This window comes from Oceanisphaera psychrotolerans (assembly GCF_001870485.1).
Lineage (GTDB): Bacteria > Pseudomonadota > Gammaproteobacteria > Enterobacterales > Aeromonadaceae > Oceanimonas > Oceanimonas psychrotolerans.
In genome coordinates this window covers 58821-74973 of the sequence record NZ_MDKE01000004.1, presented here as the reverse complement: position 1 = coordinate 74973, position 16153 = coordinate 58821, and the positions used below count along the sequence as shown (strand labels likewise).

Here is a 16153-nt window from a genome sequence, read left to right as displayed (position 1 = left end):
ATCGGCGGTTTCAGTATGCAACTTTATTTCTTAGTATGATACTTTAATACTTAGTATGATACTTTATTACTCTCCCACAACAGTTATCGGCAGTACGCTACGGATTATTCCACCGTAACGGATTTTGCCAGGTTACGGGGCTGGTCCACGTCTGTGCCCTTGATCAACGCCACATAGTAGGACAACAGTTGCATCGGCACCGTGTAGACGATGGGGGCAATCGCCTCGTCCACATGGTTGAGCTGCATCACCCGCATGGTGCCATCGCCCTTGAAGCCGGCCTGCTTGTCGGCAAACACATAGAGAATGCCGCCCCGGGCACGCACTTCTTCCACGTTGGATTTCAGTTTTTCCAGCAGGTCGTTGTTGGGCGCCACCACGATGATCGGCATGTCGGCGTCGATCAGCGCCAGCGGGCCATGCTTGAGCTCGCCGGCGGCATAGGCCTCGGCATGGATATAGGAAATTTCCTTCATCTTGAGCGCCCCTTCCATGGCGATGGGGTACTGATCGCCCCGCCCCAGGAACAGGCTGTGCTGCTTGTCGGCAAATTCTTCTGCCAGCGCTTCGATGTCCTTGGCCAGGGCCAGAGTATCGGCGATATGGGCCGGCAGGCTGCGCAGCGACTGTACCAGGCCGGCTTCGGTCGCAGCATCCATGTTGCCACGGCAGCGACCGACGGCGGCCACCAGCATCAGCAGTCCCGCCAGCTGGGTGGTAAACGCCTTGGTGGAGGCCACACCGATTTCGGCACCGGCCCGGGTCATGAAGGCCAGATCCGACTCCCGCACCAGGGATGAACCGGGCACATTGCAGATGGCTAGGCTGCCCATGAAGCCGGACTCCTTGGCCAGGCGCAGCGCCGCCAGGGTGTCAGCGGTCTCGCCACTCTGGGACAGGGTGATCAGCAGGCTGTTCGGCCGCACCACCGACTTGCGGTAGCGGAATTCGGAGGCAATTTCGATATCGCAAGACACCCCGGCCAGGGCTTCGAACCAGTATTTGGCCACCATGCCGGAGTGATAGGAAGTACCACAGGCGATCAACTGGATGTGCTCGACCTTTTCGAAGATGGCGCGAGCACCATTACCGAAGGACTCCACCACCACCGCCGAGTCGGTGATCCGGCCTTCCAGGGTATCGGTGATCGACTTGGGCTGCTCGTAGATTTCCTTCAGCATATGGTGACGGTATTCACCCTTGTCACCCGCATCATGGGTGACGTCGGACTCCAGCTCGTCGCGCACCACCGGGTTACCGTCGACATCGTAGACATGAACTTCACGCCGAGTCACTTCGGCCACGTCGCCCTCTTCGAGGAACAGGAAGCGACGGGTGACCGGCAGCAGTGCCAGCTGATCGGAGGCGATGAAGTTTTCGCCCAGGCCTAGCCCGATCACCAGCGGCGAGCCCGAACGGGCCACCACGACGCGCGATGGGTCCCGGGTATCCATCAGCACGGTACCGTAGGCGCCTCGCAGTTCCTTGACGGTCGTCTGCAGCGCACTCAGCAGTGAATCGCAGTGTTGACGGTGATGATGCACCAGGTGTGCAATGACTTCGGTGTCGGTGTCGGAGCTGAACTCATAACCTCTGGCCTGCAGCTCGGCCCGCAACTCCTCGTGATTTTCGATGATGCCGTTATGTACCACCACGATATTGCCGGATACATGGGGATGAGCATTGCGTTCGGACGGTTCACCATGGGTGGCCCAGCGGGTGTGGGCAATACCGGTACCGCCGGTCAGCGGCTGTTCGTTCAGCGCATCGGCCAGGGCCTGCACCTTGCCCAGGCGGCGTAACCGGCCCAGCTGTCCCTCACCGTCGATCACCGCGACCCCGGCAGAGTCATAACCACGATATTCAAGACGGCGCAGGCCTTCTACCAGAATCTCCGCCACATCACGCTGGGCTACTGCCCCTACAATTCCGCACATAATCGTTTCCTCAGGATTAGGGGGCAATAACCAGGTTAATGCCCTTCAGCTCTATCTGTTGTTGAAAGTCTTCGGATATTCCCTTGTCGGTCACCAGGGTATGAATGGCGCTCCAGGGCAGTTCCAGATTGGGGATCTTGCGGCCTAGCTTGTCCGACTCCACCATCACCACCACTTCCCGGGCCACTTCCGCCATCACCCGCGACAGGCCCGTCAGTTCGTTGAAGGTAGTGGTGCCTCGCTCGAGATCAATACCGTCGGCACCGATAAACAGCTGGTCGAAATCGTAGGATCTCAGCACCAGCTCGGCGACCTGGCCCTGAAACGACTCGGAGGTCGCATCCCAGGTACCGCCGGTCATCAGCAGGGTCGGCTCCGGCTCCAGTTCGCGCAGGGCATTGGCAATATTCAGCGAGTTGGTCATCACGATCAGGCCGTGCTTCTGGCCCAGTTCGCCCAGCAGCGCCGCCGTGGTGCTGCCGCTGTCGATGATGATGCGGTTATGGTCACGGATCCGTCCGGCCGCGGCATGGGCAATGGCCTGCTTTCGTTTCGAAACCGGCTCGCTCGCATTCTCCGTCACCATTTCGCTCGGCACCGGCACGGCCCCGCCATAGCGACGCAGCAGGAGACCGTTTTTTTCCAGGGCGGTCAGATCCTTGCGAATGGTGACTTCGGAGGTTTCAAAACGCTGCGACAGCTCGTCGACGGTCACTTCGCCCTGCTCGTTGAGCAGGCTGACGATGGTATGACGGCGTTGTTGGGTGTTTCGTTTCGACATGACTCGTCTAAGTTTCGATTTGAAACTTAATGCTAGCAGATCAAAAGATAAGGGATCAATCGATAGTTTCGGAAAGGGGGATTTGCTGATTCAGACAACGTCGGACAAAGGGCCAGCTCCGGCGTCGCCTGTTAGTGATGCCAACAGCTAACTCGGGCGTCAATAAGAGGCAACAGGGTTGCCTCTTTATCCCACTAGCTGATTTGTGACCAAAAAACAGGCTTACGGCTTTTTCTTAACGGGCCGGTGCCAATCTTTGATATGACGCTGGCGCACCCGGGTTATGACCAGTTCGCCTTCGGCCACGTCCTTGGTGACCGTGCTGCCCGCGCCCAGGGTGGCGTTCTTGCCGATACGCACCGGGGCCACCAGCTGGGAATCGGAACCGACGAAGACGCCGTCTTCGATCACGGTCTGGAACTTGTTCACCCCGTCGTAGTTGCAGGTGATGGTACCGGCACCGATGTTGACCCCGGCACCGATCTCCGCATCGCCCAGGTAGCTCAAGTGACCGGCCTTGGACCCCTTGCCCAGGCGGGACTTTTTCATTTCGACGAAGTTGCCGACATGGGCATCCTCGGCCAGCACGGCGCCGGGGCGCAGGCGGGCGAAGGGACCGGCACTGCTGGCGCTGCCCAGCTCGGCCTGCTCGATGATGGAATAGGGCTTGATCACTACATCGTCACCTATCACGCAGTCCTTGAGGATAGCGCCGGCACCGATACTGACTCTGTTACCCAGGGTGACCTTGCCTTCGATGACCACGTTGACGTCGATGGTGACCTCTTCGCCCACGGTAAGCGTACCGCGCAGATCGAAGCGGGCCGGATCCAGCAGGGTCACGCCCTCGCGCATCAGCCGCTCGGCCTGCATTTTCTGATAGGCCCGCTCCAGTCCGGCCAGCTGTACCCGATCGTTGGCGCCTTCCACTTCGGCAGTGCTGGCCGGATGCACGGTGGCAATCTCGCAGCCGTCGGCATGGGCCATGGCGAAGATATCGGTGAGGTAGTATTCACCCTGGGCGTTGTTGTTGTTCAAGGCACCCAGCCAGCGCTTGAGCTGGCCGGCTTCGGCCACCAGCACCCCGGTGTTGACCTCGTTGATGGCCAGCTGCTCGGCATTGGCGTCTTTCTGCTCGACGATGCCCACTACCTGGCCATTTTCCCGCACGATACGGCCATAGCCGGTGGGGTTGTCGAGTTTGACCGTCAGCAGAGCAACACCGCCGGTTGGCTGCGCCGCCAGCAACGCCTGCAGGGTCTGCGGCTGCAGCAGCGGAGTATCGCCATAGAGCACCAGTACCCGGTCGGTATCGTTGATTTCCGGCAATGCCACCGCCACCGCATGGCCGGTGCCCAGCTGCTCGGCCTGGTGCACCCAGCCGATGCCCGGCTCATCGATACGCGCCTTGAGCTGATCGGCACCGTGGCCATAGACCAGATGAATGCCGTCTACCTCGCCGGCCCGGGCCGCCGCTATCACGTGGCTGACCATGGGTTGCCCCGCCACCGGGTGCAATACCTTGGGTAAGGACGAACGCATGCGGGTGCCCTTGCCCGCCGCCAGAATCACTGCCTGTGTTGTCATTAGAATTCATATCCCGTCATAAAAAACTGCCGTCATTCTGATTTTTTTATAAAAAAAAAGCGACCCTGAGGTCGCTTTTTTACGCACGGCTATTAACGCACGTTATCTTTTAACCAACTGCAGCACGCGCAGTTTCGCCATAGCCCGGGCCAGATCGGCGGCCGCTTCTGCATAATCCACATCGTGTGAGGAATTCTGCAGTTTGGCTTCCGCCGCTCGTTTGGCTTCTTCGGCCTTGGCTTTATCCAGATCTTCGGCGCGAATCGCAGTGTCGGCCAAAACCATGACACTGCTGCCCTGCACTTCCAGCATGCCGCCGGAAACATACAGAACTTCTTGCTGGCCGGCCTTGGTAACGTATTGCACCAGGCCGGGACGGATAGCCGTCAGCAAGGGGGCATGTCCGTAACGGATCCCCAATTCACCCTCAGAGCCGGAGACAGTCACCGCACTGACAGAGCCGGAGTACAAACGCTCCTCGGCACTGACGATGTCCAGGTGAAAGCTATATTCAGCCATCAGGTCCTCCTTCGAGGCTTACAGTTTCTTGGCTTTCTCGACGGCTTCGTCGATGGAACCAACCATGTAGAACGCCTGCTCGGGCATCGAGTCGTAGTCACCGTCCAGAATGCCTTTGAAACCAGCGATGGTATCTTTCAGGGACACGTACTTACCGGGAGAACCGGTGAATACTTCGGCCACGAAGAAAGGCTGAGACAGGAAACGCTCGATTTTACGGGCACGGGATACAGTCAGTTTGTCGTCTTCAGACAGTTCGTCCATACCCAGGATGGCGATGATGTCTTTCAGCTCTTTATAGCGCTGCAGCACGGTCTGTACGCCACGGGCAACAGAGTAGTGCTCTTCACCAACAACCTGCGGATCCAGCTGACGGCTGGTGGAGTCCAGCGGATCAACGGCCGGGTAGATACCCAGGGCGGCGATCTGACGGCTCAGTACCACGGTAGCGTCCAGGTGGGCGAAGGTGGTCGCCGGAGACGGATCGGTCAAGTCATCCGCAGGCACGTAAACGGCCTGTACGGAGGTGATGGAACCGGTCTTGGTGGAGGTGATACGCTCCTGCAGAACACCCATCTCTTCGGCCAGCGTCGGCTGGTAACCTACCGCTGAAGGCATACGGCCCAGCAGTGCGGATACTTCGGTACCGGCCAGAGTGTAACGATAGATGTTATCCACGAAGAACAGTACGTCACGACCTTCGTCACGGAACTTCTCGGCCATGGTCAGACCGGTCAGTGCCACGCGCAGACGGTTTCCTGGCGGCTCGTTCATCTGACCGTATACCAGCGATACCTTGTCGATAACGTTGGAGTCGGTCATTTCGTGGTAGAAGTCGTTACCTTCACGGGTCCGCTCACCTACACCGGCAAATACGGAGTAACCGCTGTGCTCGATGGCGATGTTACGGATCAGTTCCATCATGTTTACGGTTTTACCAACACCGGCACCACCGAACAGACCAACCTTACCACCCTTGGCGAACGGACATACCAGGTCGATAACCTTGATGCCGGTTTCCAGCAGCTCGGTGCTGTTCGCCTGCTCTTCGTAGCTGGGCGCTTCACGGTGGATAGACCAGCGGTCTTCTTCACCGATAGGACCCTTCTCGTCGATGGGGTTACCCAGCACGTCCATGATACGGCCCAGAGTCTGAGTACCGACCGGAACCTTGATGGGGTTGTTGGTGTTTTCGATTTCCAGACCGCGGCGCAGGCCGTCGGAGGAACCCATGACGATACAGCGCACAACGCCGCCGCCGATTTGCTGCTGAACTTCCAGAACCAGGCCCTGGCTCTGGCCTTCAGTCGTGATCTTCAGCGCATCGTATACGTGGGGAACCGCATCTTGCGGGAATTCCACGTCTACTACGGCGCCGATGATTTGGACTATGATACCCTTACTCATGTCAAATCCTCTAAACCTTTGAATACCCTTGCCTTATACGGCACCGGCCCCGGCAACAATCTCACTCAGCTCTTGGGTAATCGCAGCCTGACGGGCTTTGTTATACACCAATTGCAGATCTTCTATCAGACTGCCGGCATTATCGGTGGCGGCTTTCATGGCAACCATCCGTGCAGCCTGCTCACTGGCCAGGTTTTCTACTACGCCCTGATACACCTGTGCTTCCACAAAGCGTACCAGCAGCTTGTCCAACAACGATTTTGGATCAGGCTCGTAGAGATAATCCCAGCTGTGGCTGGCTACGGTTTCTTCCGATGCAGGTAAGGGCAACAGTTGATCGACCTTGGGTTTCTGAATCATGGTGTTTTCAAACTTGTTGTACACCAGATACAGCTTGTCTATCTCACCCTTGTCGTACGCCTCCAGCATGACATTGACGGAGCCAATCAGCTCAGACAGCGACGGGTTATCACCCAGTCCACTGGCCTGTGCGACGACTTTGCCGCCATGGCGGTTGAAAAAGCTCACCGCCTTGCTGCCAATCAGAGCCAGGTCTACACCCACGCCCTTGTCGGCCCATGTCTTCATGTCGGTGATGGCTTTCTTGAACAGGTTAATGTTCAAACCACCACAGAGGCCACGATCGGTCGAGATGATAATAAACCCAACGCGCTTGACCTCACGGTCTGCCAGATAGGGGTGCTTGTATTCCAAGTTCCCCTGCGCGATGTGGCCGATCACCTTGCGTATGGTTTCAGCGTATGGACGGCTGTGGTCCATGCGATCCTGCGCCTTGCGCATTTTCGAGGCGGCCACCATCTCCATAGCGCTGGTGATCTTCTGAGTGTTTTTAACACTCCCGATCTTGCTACGTATTTCTTTTGCGCCGGCCATGTCGCTTCTCCAATTCAGGTGGCAGCATACGCTGCCACATGGTTACCAGGACTGGGTAGCCTTGAAGCTATCCAGCAACGCAGTCAGCTTGGCAACAACATCTTTGTTGAAGTCAGCTTTCTCGTTGATCTCCGCCATCAGGGCGGCATGTTCTGAATCGGCATAAGCGAGCAGGGCGGCTTCGAACGTGGTGATGAGCTTCAGCTCAACATCGTCCAGGTAGCCATTTTCGGCGGCGAACAGAACCAGACCCTGTTCGGCGACGGACATCGGACGGTATTGCTTCTGCTTCATCAGCTCGGTCACTTTCTGACCGTGGCTCAGCTGCTTGCGAGTGGCCTCATCCAGGTCGGAAGAGAACTGCGCAAAGGCCGCCAGTTCGCGGTACTGAGCCAGAGCGGTACGGATACCACCGGACAGCTTCTTGATGATCTTGGTCTGCGCAGCACCACCAACACGGGATACGGAGATACCCGGGTCAACCGCCGGACGAATACCGGAGTTGAACAGCTCGGTGGTCAGGAAGATCTGACCATCGGTGATGGAGATTACGTTGGTCGGTACGAAGGCAGAAACGTCACCAGCCTGGGTTTCGATGATCGGCAGCGCGGTCAGAGAACCGGTCTTGCCTTTCACTTCACCATTGGTGAACTTCTCTACGTAGTCGACGGACACGCGAGAAGCGCGTTCCAGCAGACGGGAGTGCAGGTAGAAAACGTCACCGGGGTAAGCTTCACGACCCGGCGGACGACGCAGCAGCAGAGAGATCTGACGGTAAGCAACGGCCTGCTTGGACAGGTCATCGTATACGATCAGTGCATCTTCACCACGGTCGCGGAAGAATTCACCCATGGCACAACCGGAGTAGGGTGCCAGGTACTGCAGGGCAGCGGACTCGGAGGCAGAAGCCACCACGACGATGGTGTTCGCCAGAGCGCCGTGCTCTTCCAGCTTGCGTACCACGTTAGAGATGGTGGACGCTTTCTGGCCGATGGCCACGTACACACACTTAACGCCGGAGTCTTTCTGGTTGATGATGGCATCGACGGCCAGGGCAGTTTTACCTACCTGACGGTCACCGATGATCAGCTCACGCTGACCACGACCAACCGGGATCATGGCATCAACGGCTTTATAACCGGTTTGCAGCGGCTGATCGACCGACTGACGATCGATAACGCCCGGTGCAATTACTTCTACCGGAGAGAAGGTATCGGCTTCAATTGCGCCTTTACCGTCGATCGGCTCACCCAGGGTGTTAACCACACGACCCAGCAGGTTGCGACCTACCGGTACTTCCAGGATACGGCCGGTGGACTGAACCTTCATGCCTTCGGCCAGATCCGCATAGGGACCCATAACCACGGCACCTACGGAGTCACGCTCCAGGTTCAATGCCAGAGCGTAACGACCGCCCGGCAGTTCAATCATTTCACCTTGCATGATATCAGCAAGGCCGTGAACACGAATGATGCCATCGCTTACAGAGACGATGGTACCTTCGTTTCGTGCTTCACTGACAACGTTGAATTGCTCGATACGCTGTTTTATCAGCTCGGCAATTTCAGTTGAATTCAGTTGCATGCTCTATTCCCCAATCAAGATTGCAGCGTTTCAGCCAAGCGGGACAGCCTGCCCCGAACACTTCCGTCGATTACCATGTCACCGGCTTTGATGATGATGCCGGCCATCAGGCTCTTATCGACGCTGCAATTCAGCTTCACCTTGCGCTCCAGGCGCTTTTCAAGTGAAGCCTGAATCTTGGCCATTTGTTGCTTGGTCAGTTTGGCAGCAGAAACCACATCGGCTTCCACTTCCCGGTCCAGCTCCGCCTTCATCGCGGCGAATTCCAGTACCACTGCTGGCAACACACTCAAGCGTCCGTTTGCGGCCATCGCCTTTATCAGGTTCTGGCCTTGCTCATCGAGCTGTTCGCCACAGACAGCCAAAAACACGTCGGCCATCTTTTCCGCGTTCAGATTGCCGTTGATAACCTCGTCCATCTGTTTGTTTTGCACCACTTCGGCGGCAAAACTCAGCATGGTCAACCAGTTATCAACCGCTTTTTTCTCAACGGCAAAATCGAAAGCTGCTTTGGCATAGGGGCGAGCAATGGTTTTCATTTCCATAGCTCTATGTCCCTTACAGTTCAGCTACTACTTTCTCAACAATGTCGCTGTTGGCAGCGGCATCAATCTGACGCTCGAGGATCTTCTCTGCACCCACCAGGGCAAGAGCAGCAACCTGCTTACGCAGTTCCTCTTTGACACGATTGCGTTCGGCTTCAACTTCCGCCTGGGCCTGTGCCAAAATTTTCTCACGCTCGGCCTGAGCTTCACGTGTAGCATCCTCGACGATCTGGGCCTTGCGCTTGTTCGCCTGCTCAACAATTTGAGCGGACTGCAGCTTGGCTTCTTTCAACTGTTCGGTTGCATTGTTTTGTGCCAGAGCCAGGTCTTTCTTGGCCCGTTCCGCCGAGGACAAACCTTCGGCGATTTCTTTCTGGCGACTTTCAATGGCAGCCATGATGGGCGGCCATACAAACTTCATGCAAAACCAAACGAACAGGATAAACGCGATCGTTTGACCGAGGATTGTTGCGTTCATGTTCATCGCAACTCTCCTTTAAAATGGTTAGCAGACTGATTGATAGACCGAGCCATTAAGCTACGGCGAAGATCAGATACAGAGCCATACCAACGGTGATCATGGGGATGGCGTCAACCAGACCAACCACGATAAAGAAGTTGCCGCGCAGGGCAGGCAGCATGTCCGGCTGGCGAGCCGCACTTTCCAGGAATTTGCCACCCAGCATAGAGATACCGATAGCACCACCGATAGAAGCCAGACCCAGCATAAGAGCGGCAGCGATGAAAATCATTTCCATTTTTTTTCTCCAATTGTTAGCGGTTAGAACGACTGCTTGTTAATATGTTGTTATCTTTTTGTTATTAATGTTCTTCATAAGCCATCGACAGATAGACGACGGTCAGGATCATGAAGATGAAAGCCTGCAGGGTGATGACCAGAATATGGAAAATCGCCCACGGCACATTAAGGACCCATTGAGACCACCACGGCAGCAGACCGGCGATGAGGATGAAGATCATCTCACCGGCATACATGTTGCCGAACAGTCGCAAACCCAGGGAGATGGGCTTGGCGATCATGGATACGGTCTCAAGCACCAAGTTAACGGGAATCATGGACCAATGGTTCAGCGGTTGCATGGTCAGCTCTTTAACGAAGCCGGACACGCCTTTCATCCTGATGCTGTAGAAAATGATCAGGAAGAAGACACCGAACGCCATGGACATGGTGATGTTAACATCGGCGGAAGGAACAACCCTCAGGTAGGGAACACCCAGCAATTGAGCACCATAGGGCAGATAGTCGACCGGGATAAGGTCCATCAGGTTCATCAGGAAGACCCAGACAAAAATGGTCAGCGCCAGGGGCGCAATCAACGCACTCTTGCCATGGAAGACGTCCTTGACGGATTTATCCACGAATTCAACCAGCAGCTCAACGGCACATTGCAACTTGCCCGGAACTCCACTTGTTGCACGAGATGCAACCTTGTTGAAGCCCCACAAGAACAGCATTCCCAGGACAACGGAAACAAGCAAAGAATCGATATTTAACGCCCAAAAACCCGAACCAACCTGCAGATGTTGCAGATGGTGAGAGATATAACCCTGGGAAGTTAAGACATCTCCTGTTGCAGCCATGTGTTTTCCTAGTAACGGTTGTTGAGAGTGAATGAAAGAATCCACTGCATCAGCAATGCTAGGGCGTAAGCCGTATACAGAGGAGCATGAAGCACCTCCATGTACTTGAGCGCTATCACAAACAACAAGATAGTGCTGCCAAACTTAATCCCTGCCCCGCTGTAAAAGTCCGCCACAACACTGCGTGGCGTGGCGCGCCCGGCGCTGAACGCCAGAACCCGTACGCTGAACAGACATTGGGGAACCCAGTAGATTCCGCCCCCAATGAGGGCGGAACGAGCGGCTGCCTCTCCCTGCAGATGAAAAAACAGGGTGGCGACAGCCACCACCAGGAGCAATTGACCAGACAAAATCACCAGCGCCACTTGCTTGTCGCTCAGGTGCCACTTCATTTGCTTCACAAACACTCCTGACACAGTTAGGGGCTTGCTGGCCACACCGAGGTGTTGTCAGGTAAGCCCCAAAAAAGCAGGTCAAATTATACCCGTGAACGGCGTAAATGCAATTGCAGTAAAACCTTATTTTTAACGGCTTACTGCGGTTTTCCCGACCATTTACAACGAGTTAAATTGATTGAACATTTACTACATCTCAGATTTCGGGATTATCGTTAATTCCGAAAAAATGACTTATTTTATCCAACTCATTCAAAGAGTTATAAGAGATCACCAGTTTACCCTTCTCCTTGTGGGTAGATCTGATTTCTACTTTTGATCCTAGTTTTTCACCGATTTCCTGCTCAAGCTGGCTCATCAGCAAGGATCTCGGTTGTTCGACTTTCTCTTTTTTCGGCGCCAGGCTCCGCTTGACCAGACTTTCGGTTTCTCGCACCGTCAGCGCTTTCTGGGCCACCAGCCGGGCCAGCTCGGTCTGTTGTTCGCCGCTAATCGCCAGTAACGCCCGGGCGTGGCCCATCTCCAGCGAGCCATGCTCCACCAGTTGTTTCACGTCGTCGTTGAGCTGGGCAAGACGCAACAGGTTGGAGACGGTGCTGCGACTCTTGCCGACCGCTTCGGCCACCGACTGGTGGGTAAAACCGAATTCGTCGATCAACCGCGACAGGGCCCGGGACTCTTCGATGACGTTGAGATCTTCGCGCTGGATATTCTCGATAAGACCGATGGCCATGGCTTCCCGATCGGCCACGTCCTTGATCAAACAGGGTATCTGACTCAGGCCGGCGATACGTGCCGCCCGCCAACGCCGCTCACCGGCCAGGATCTCGTAACCGCCGGATTCCAGTGCGCGCACCACGATGGGCTGAATGATGCCTTGCTGACGGATAGACGTTGCCAGTTCTTCCAGCGCCACCTGGGACATGTCCCGGCGTGGCTGATATTTGCCCGGTTGCAACTCGTTCAAGGCCAGGGTTTGCAGTTCGCCGTTGGCGCCGGGTTGAGAATGGACATCGGCCTGATGCTGACGCAGGTTGGCGGCCGAACTGGTGCTGAGCAGGGCATCCAGGCCCTTGCCCAGGCCGCGTCGTTTGATGGTCATGCTGTTTGTTCCGAAGGTTCATTAGAATCCATTGCCAGTTCTTCCCGGCGCAGGATTTCACCGGCCAGGGCGAGATAAGCCTTGGCTCCCAATGACGACTTGTCGTAATACATCGCCGGAGTACCGAAGCTGGGTGCCTCGGCCAGACGGACGTTACGGGGAATGACGGTACGATAGACCTTGTCGCCGAAGTGCGATTTAAGCTGATCGGACACCTCATTGGACAACCGGTTGCGATGATCGAACATGGTACGCAGTATGCCTTCGATCCTGAGCGCCGGATTGACCACCGACGCCAGCTTGCTGATGGTGTCCACCAGGGCGGTCAGCCCTTCCAGGGCGAAATATTCGCACTGCATCGGTACCAGCACCGAATCCGCCGCCGACATGGCGTTCACCGTCAGCAGGTTGAGGGAAGGGGGGCAGTCGATAAAAATATAATCGTAATAATCGCGGACCGGCGCCAAGGCATTGCGCAACCGCACCTCGCGAGCGAAAAACTCCATCAGCTTGATTTCGGCGGCGGTGACGTCGCCGTTGCCGGCAATCAGATCATAACCGCCGCTGGTTTCCCGCTCGACCACCTGCTCGACCGGCACCTCATCCACCAACAGTTCATAGGCGGTATTGGCGACCTGATACTTGTCGATGCCGCTGGCCATGGTGGCATTGCCTGGGGATCCAGATCTATCACCAGTACCTTGCGCTTGGTCGCGGCCATGGAGGCAGCGAGATTGACACAGGTTGTGGTTTTGCCGACCCCACCTTTCTGGTTGGCAATGGCGATGACTTTTCCCACCGAATACCTCTACTGGCTGGCTAGTTTGATGACCACCAGATGGCGGTCTCCTTCCTGCTCGGGCACGGTTAACGGATAAACCCGGTCCAACGCGAGATGAGCAGGCAATGATTGTAACTCCTGCTCCGGATATTGTCCCTTCAACGCCAGAAAACGACCTTCGGGAGCCGGCAGATGAGCGCACCAGCTTACCATGTCATCCAGCGAAGCAAAGGCCCGGCTCAGCACACCATCGAACTTTTGCTCGGGCTGAAAGGCTTCCACCCGGCTCTGCACCGCTTCGACGTTGGTCAGCCCCAGCTGATGCACCACCATGCGGATAAAACGGATGCGCTTGCCCAGGCTGTCGAGCAGCACGAACTGCTTGTCGGGATTGATGATGGCCAGCGGCAGTCCCGGCAGGCCGGGACCGGTGCCCACATCGATAAAACGCCGGCCCTGCAGGTAAGGGCTTACTACCAGGCTGTCCACGATATGACGGCCCAGCATGGCCTCCGGGTCCCGCACCGAGGTCAGGTTGAAGGCCTTGTTCCACTTGTCCAGCAAGGCAACCAGAGCTAGCAGCTTGTCGGTCTGTTCCGGGGTCACCGAGAGCTCGGTCTTGCCGAGCAATCGTTGCAGCTTGTCGTGCATATTGTCGTTCATCACCGCCCTCACGCCGACTTGCGCAGCAGGCCGCGCTTCTTGAGATGTACCAGCAGAATCGAAATCGCCGCCGGCGTGACGCCGGCAATGCGCGAGGCCATCCCTAAGGTTTCGGGTCTGGCCTGATTGAGCTTGGCGATCACCTCATGGGACAGTCCGGGGACTTCGGCATAATCCAGATCCAGCGGCAGGCGGGTGTGCTCGTTGCGCAGGTGCTTCTGGATTTCGTCTTTCTGCCGCTCGATGTAACCGGCGTACTTGATCTGGATTTCCACCTGCTCGGCAGCCTGTTCGTGCTCGATACCGGGACCGATGCCTTCCACCGCCATCAGGCTGGCGTAATTCACCTCGGGCCGGCGCAGCAGCTCTTCCAGATTGTGCTCGCGACTGAGCGGAGTTTTCAGTAATTCGTTCAGCGCCGGTGCGGCGGCATGAGCGGGGCTGATCCAGTTTTCCCGCAGGCGCTGGTTTTCCTGGGTAATGCGTTCCATCTTGTCGCAGAACAGGGCCCAGCGGTGATCGTCGACCAGACCCAGATTGCGGCCTTCTTCGGTCAGACGGATGTCCGCATTGTCTTCCCGCAGCAGCAGACGATACTCGGCCCGGCTGGTAAACATGCGGTAGGGTTCCTGGGTACCCAGGGTGGACAGGTCATCCATCATCACGCCCATGTAGGCCTGATCCCGACGCGGTGACCAGGCGTCCTTGTCGAAGGCACGCAGGGCGGCGTTCAGACCGGCAAGCAGTCCCTGGGCTCCGGCTTCTTCGTAACCGGTGGTGCCGTTGATCTGGCCGGCGAAAAACAGGTTATGCAGGCACTTGTTTTCCATGTTGATCTTCAGATCACGAGGATCGAAATAATCGTATTCGATCGCATAGCCGGGTCGCATGATATGCGCCTGTTCGAAGCCCTTGATCGAACGCACGATCGCCAGCTGAACGTCGAAAGGCAGGCTGGTGGAAATGCCGTTGGGATACAGCTCGGTGCTGGTCAGGCCCTCCGGTTCAACGAAGATCTGATGGGAGTTCTTGTCGGCAAACCGCATGATCTTGTCTTCGATCGAGGGGCAATAGCGAGGGCCGATCCCTTCGATCACCCCCGCATACATAGGGCTGCGATCCAGGTTTTTGCGGATCACCTCATGGGTCTGCTCATTGGTGTGAGTGATGTAACAGGGGATCTGTTGCGGATGATCCTCACGGCTGCCGATAAACGAAAAGACCGGCGTCGGGTTATCACCTGGTTGAACCTGCATTACCGAAAAATCCACGCTGTTGGCATCGATTCTGGGCGGGGTACCGGTTTTCAGTCGATCGATACGCAGCGGCAGTTCGCGCAGACGCTGGGCGAGGGCGACAGAGGGAGGATCACCGGCTCGTCCGCCCTTGTAGTTGTCCATGCCGATGTGGATCAGGCCGTTCAGAAAAGTCCCTACGGTCAATACCACGGTTTTGGCGCGGAATTTAAGGCCGGTCTGGGTCACGACACCGACCACGGTATCGCCTTCCAGCAGCAGATCATCACAGGCCTGCTGGAAGATCTTCAGATTTGGCTGGTTTTCCAGACGGGTTCTGACGGCCTGACGATACAGCTGCCGATCGGCCTGAGCCCGGGTGGCGCGAACGGCCGGTCCTTTGGAAGCGTTGAGTGTTCTGAACTGGATCCCGGCGTTGTCGGCAGCCTGGCCCATGATCCCGCCCAGGGCATCGATCTCCTTGACCAGATGGCCCTTGCCGATACCCCCGATCGCCGGGTTGCACGACATTTGTCCCAGGGTATCTATGTTATGGGTCAATAACAGGGTGTTTGCCCCCATACGTGCAGCTGCAGCGGCCGCTTCTGTGCCGGCATGACCACCGCCCACGACAATGACGTCAAACCATTCTTCATATTGCATAACAGATACTCTTGAAACATGCAGGTGTAAGGATCCCGAAGGGCGGATATTTTAGCTGTTTTACCGAACGGATGGAAACCGGATCGAGAGGATCTCGTGATCGTTAATAGATCTTAGATCTCTAGATCGATCTTCTGTTAGATCTATTATTAGTCTCGTCCAGATCTGTGAATAACCGTTTTTTGATCTTTAAGATCATGCGGTTACTTGCGATCGATTGATGTGGACAACCTTCCCGGAGCTCGGTTTGGACCGGTGGGTAACCCGGCATGTTATCAACAGGTGGCCGCGGATATTTATTTCATTAATAGGATAACTATAGGTTTAACACCGGTTTACAGCCTAGTTATGCACATGGCTTGGTGTTTCACCGGGATGAGGACGAATGGATCTGGCGGCGGGATCTGTTGATAACTTGGTGGAAAGAAATGATGCCGGTTGCGGATCTTCGGGTAAAT

15 protein-coding genes and 1 pseudogene are annotated in these 16153 nt (G+C 56.3%); all 16 read right to left on the bottom strand.

All coding sequences use genetic code 11. From position 1 onward, the window contains the following. Positions 1 to 104: 104 nt before the first annotated feature. Complete coding sequence (glmS, locus tag BFR47_RS01755) at positions 105 to 1937, bottom strand: glutamine--fructose-6-phosphate transaminase (isomerizing) (RefSeq protein ID WP_071471466.1); 1833 nt, start codon at positions 1935 to 1937, stop codon at positions 105 to 107. A gap of 16 nt (positions 1938 to 1953) precedes the next feature. Next, entirely contained in the window at positions 1954 to 2718 is a 765-nt protein-coding gene (locus BFR47_RS01750; protein WP_071471465.1) for a DeoR/GlpR family DNA-binding transcription regulator, read from the bottom strand. 222 nt (positions 2719 to 2940) lie between these two features. Then, entirely contained in the window at positions 2941 to 4305 is a 1365-nt protein-coding gene (glmU, locus tag BFR47_RS01745) for a bifunctional UDP-N-acetylglucosamine diphosphorylase/glucosamine-1-phosphate N-acetyltransferase GlmU (RefSeq protein WP_071471464.1), read from the bottom strand. A gap of 102 nt (positions 4306 to 4407) precedes the next feature. Next, a complete protein-coding gene (locus BFR47_RS01740; RefSeq protein WP_071471463.1) occupies positions 4408 to 4824 on the bottom strand; it encodes a F0F1 ATP synthase subunit epsilon in 417 nt (138 codons plus the stop codon). Positions 4825 to 4842: 18 nt separating this feature from the next. Next, positions 4843 to 6231 (bottom strand): F0F1 ATP synthase subunit beta, encoded by a 1389-nt coding sequence (gene atpD, locus BFR47_RS01735; protein ID WP_071471462.1) that lies wholly within the window; start codon positions 6229 to 6231, stop codon positions 4843 to 4845. A 33-nt stretch (positions 6232 to 6264) separates the two neighbouring features. Then, positions 6265 to 7125: a F0F1 ATP synthase subunit gamma gene (atpG, locus tag BFR47_RS01730; RefSeq protein ID WP_071471461.1), complete on the bottom strand. Its 861-nt coding sequence runs from the start codon at positions 7123 to 7125 to the stop codon at positions 6265 to 6267. A gap of 42 nt (positions 7126 to 7167) precedes the next feature. Further along, complete coding sequence (atpA, locus tag BFR47_RS01725; protein WP_071471460.1) at positions 7168 to 8709, bottom strand: F0F1 ATP synthase subunit alpha; 1542 nt, start codon at positions 8707 to 8709, stop codon at positions 7168 to 7170. Positions 8710 to 8723: 14 nt separating this feature from the next. Further along, the gene (gene atpH / locus BFR47_RS01720; RefSeq protein WP_071471459.1) at positions 8724 to 9254 is read right to left on the bottom strand and encodes a F0F1 ATP synthase subunit delta; all 531 of its coding nucleotides are present in this window, start codon (positions 9252 to 9254) and stop codon (positions 8724 to 8726) included. Positions 9255 to 9267: 13 nt separating this feature from the next. Beyond that, positions 9268 to 9738: a F0F1 ATP synthase subunit B gene (gene atpF / locus BFR47_RS01715; protein ID WP_071471458.1), complete on the bottom strand. Its 471-nt coding sequence runs from the start codon at positions 9736 to 9738 to the stop codon at positions 9268 to 9270. A gap of 49 nt (positions 9739 to 9787) precedes the next feature. Then, positions 9788 to 10012, bottom strand: coding sequence for a F0F1 ATP synthase subunit C (gene atpE, locus BFR47_RS01710; RefSeq protein ID WP_071471457.1), 225 nt, complete (start codon positions 10010 to 10012; stop codon positions 9788 to 9790). A gap of 64 nt (positions 10013 to 10076) precedes the next feature. Further along, complete coding sequence (gene atpB, locus BFR47_RS01705) at positions 10077 to 10856, bottom strand: F0F1 ATP synthase subunit A (protein WP_071471456.1); 780 nt, start codon at positions 10854 to 10856, stop codon at positions 10077 to 10079. 8 nt (positions 10857 to 10864) lie between these two features. Continuing rightward, on the bottom strand, positions 10865 to 11248 hold the full coding sequence (locus BFR47_RS01700) for an ATP synthase subunit I (protein WP_071471487.1): 384 nt from the start codon (positions 11246 to 11248) through the stop codon (positions 10865 to 10867). A 199-nt stretch (positions 11249 to 11447) separates the two neighbouring features. Then, on the bottom strand, positions 11448 to 12353 hold the full coding sequence (locus tag BFR47_RS01695; protein WP_071471455.1) for a ParB/RepB/Spo0J family partition protein: 906 nt from the start codon (positions 12351 to 12353) through the stop codon (positions 11448 to 11450). After that, a pseudogene (locus tag BFR47_RS01690) lies at positions 12350 to 13152 on the bottom strand (ParA family protein). The gene BFR47_RS01695 and the pseudogene BFR47_RS01690 overlap by 4 nt, the downstream one beginning before the upstream one ends. Before the next feature lie 9 nt (positions 13153 to 13161). Then, positions 13162 to 13785 (bottom strand): 16S rRNA (guanine(527)-N(7))-methyltransferase RsmG, encoded by a 624-nt coding sequence (gene rsmG, locus BFR47_RS01685; protein ID WP_071471486.1) that lies wholly within the window; start codon positions 13783 to 13785, stop codon positions 13162 to 13164. 20 nt (positions 13786 to 13805) lie between these two features. After that, positions 13806 to 15695 (bottom strand): tRNA uridine-5-carboxymethylaminomethyl(34) synthesis enzyme MnmG, encoded by a 1890-nt coding sequence (gene mnmG, locus BFR47_RS01680; RefSeq protein ID WP_071471454.1) that lies wholly within the window; start codon positions 15693 to 15695, stop codon positions 13806 to 13808. Positions 15696 to 16153: the final 458 nt, after the last annotated feature.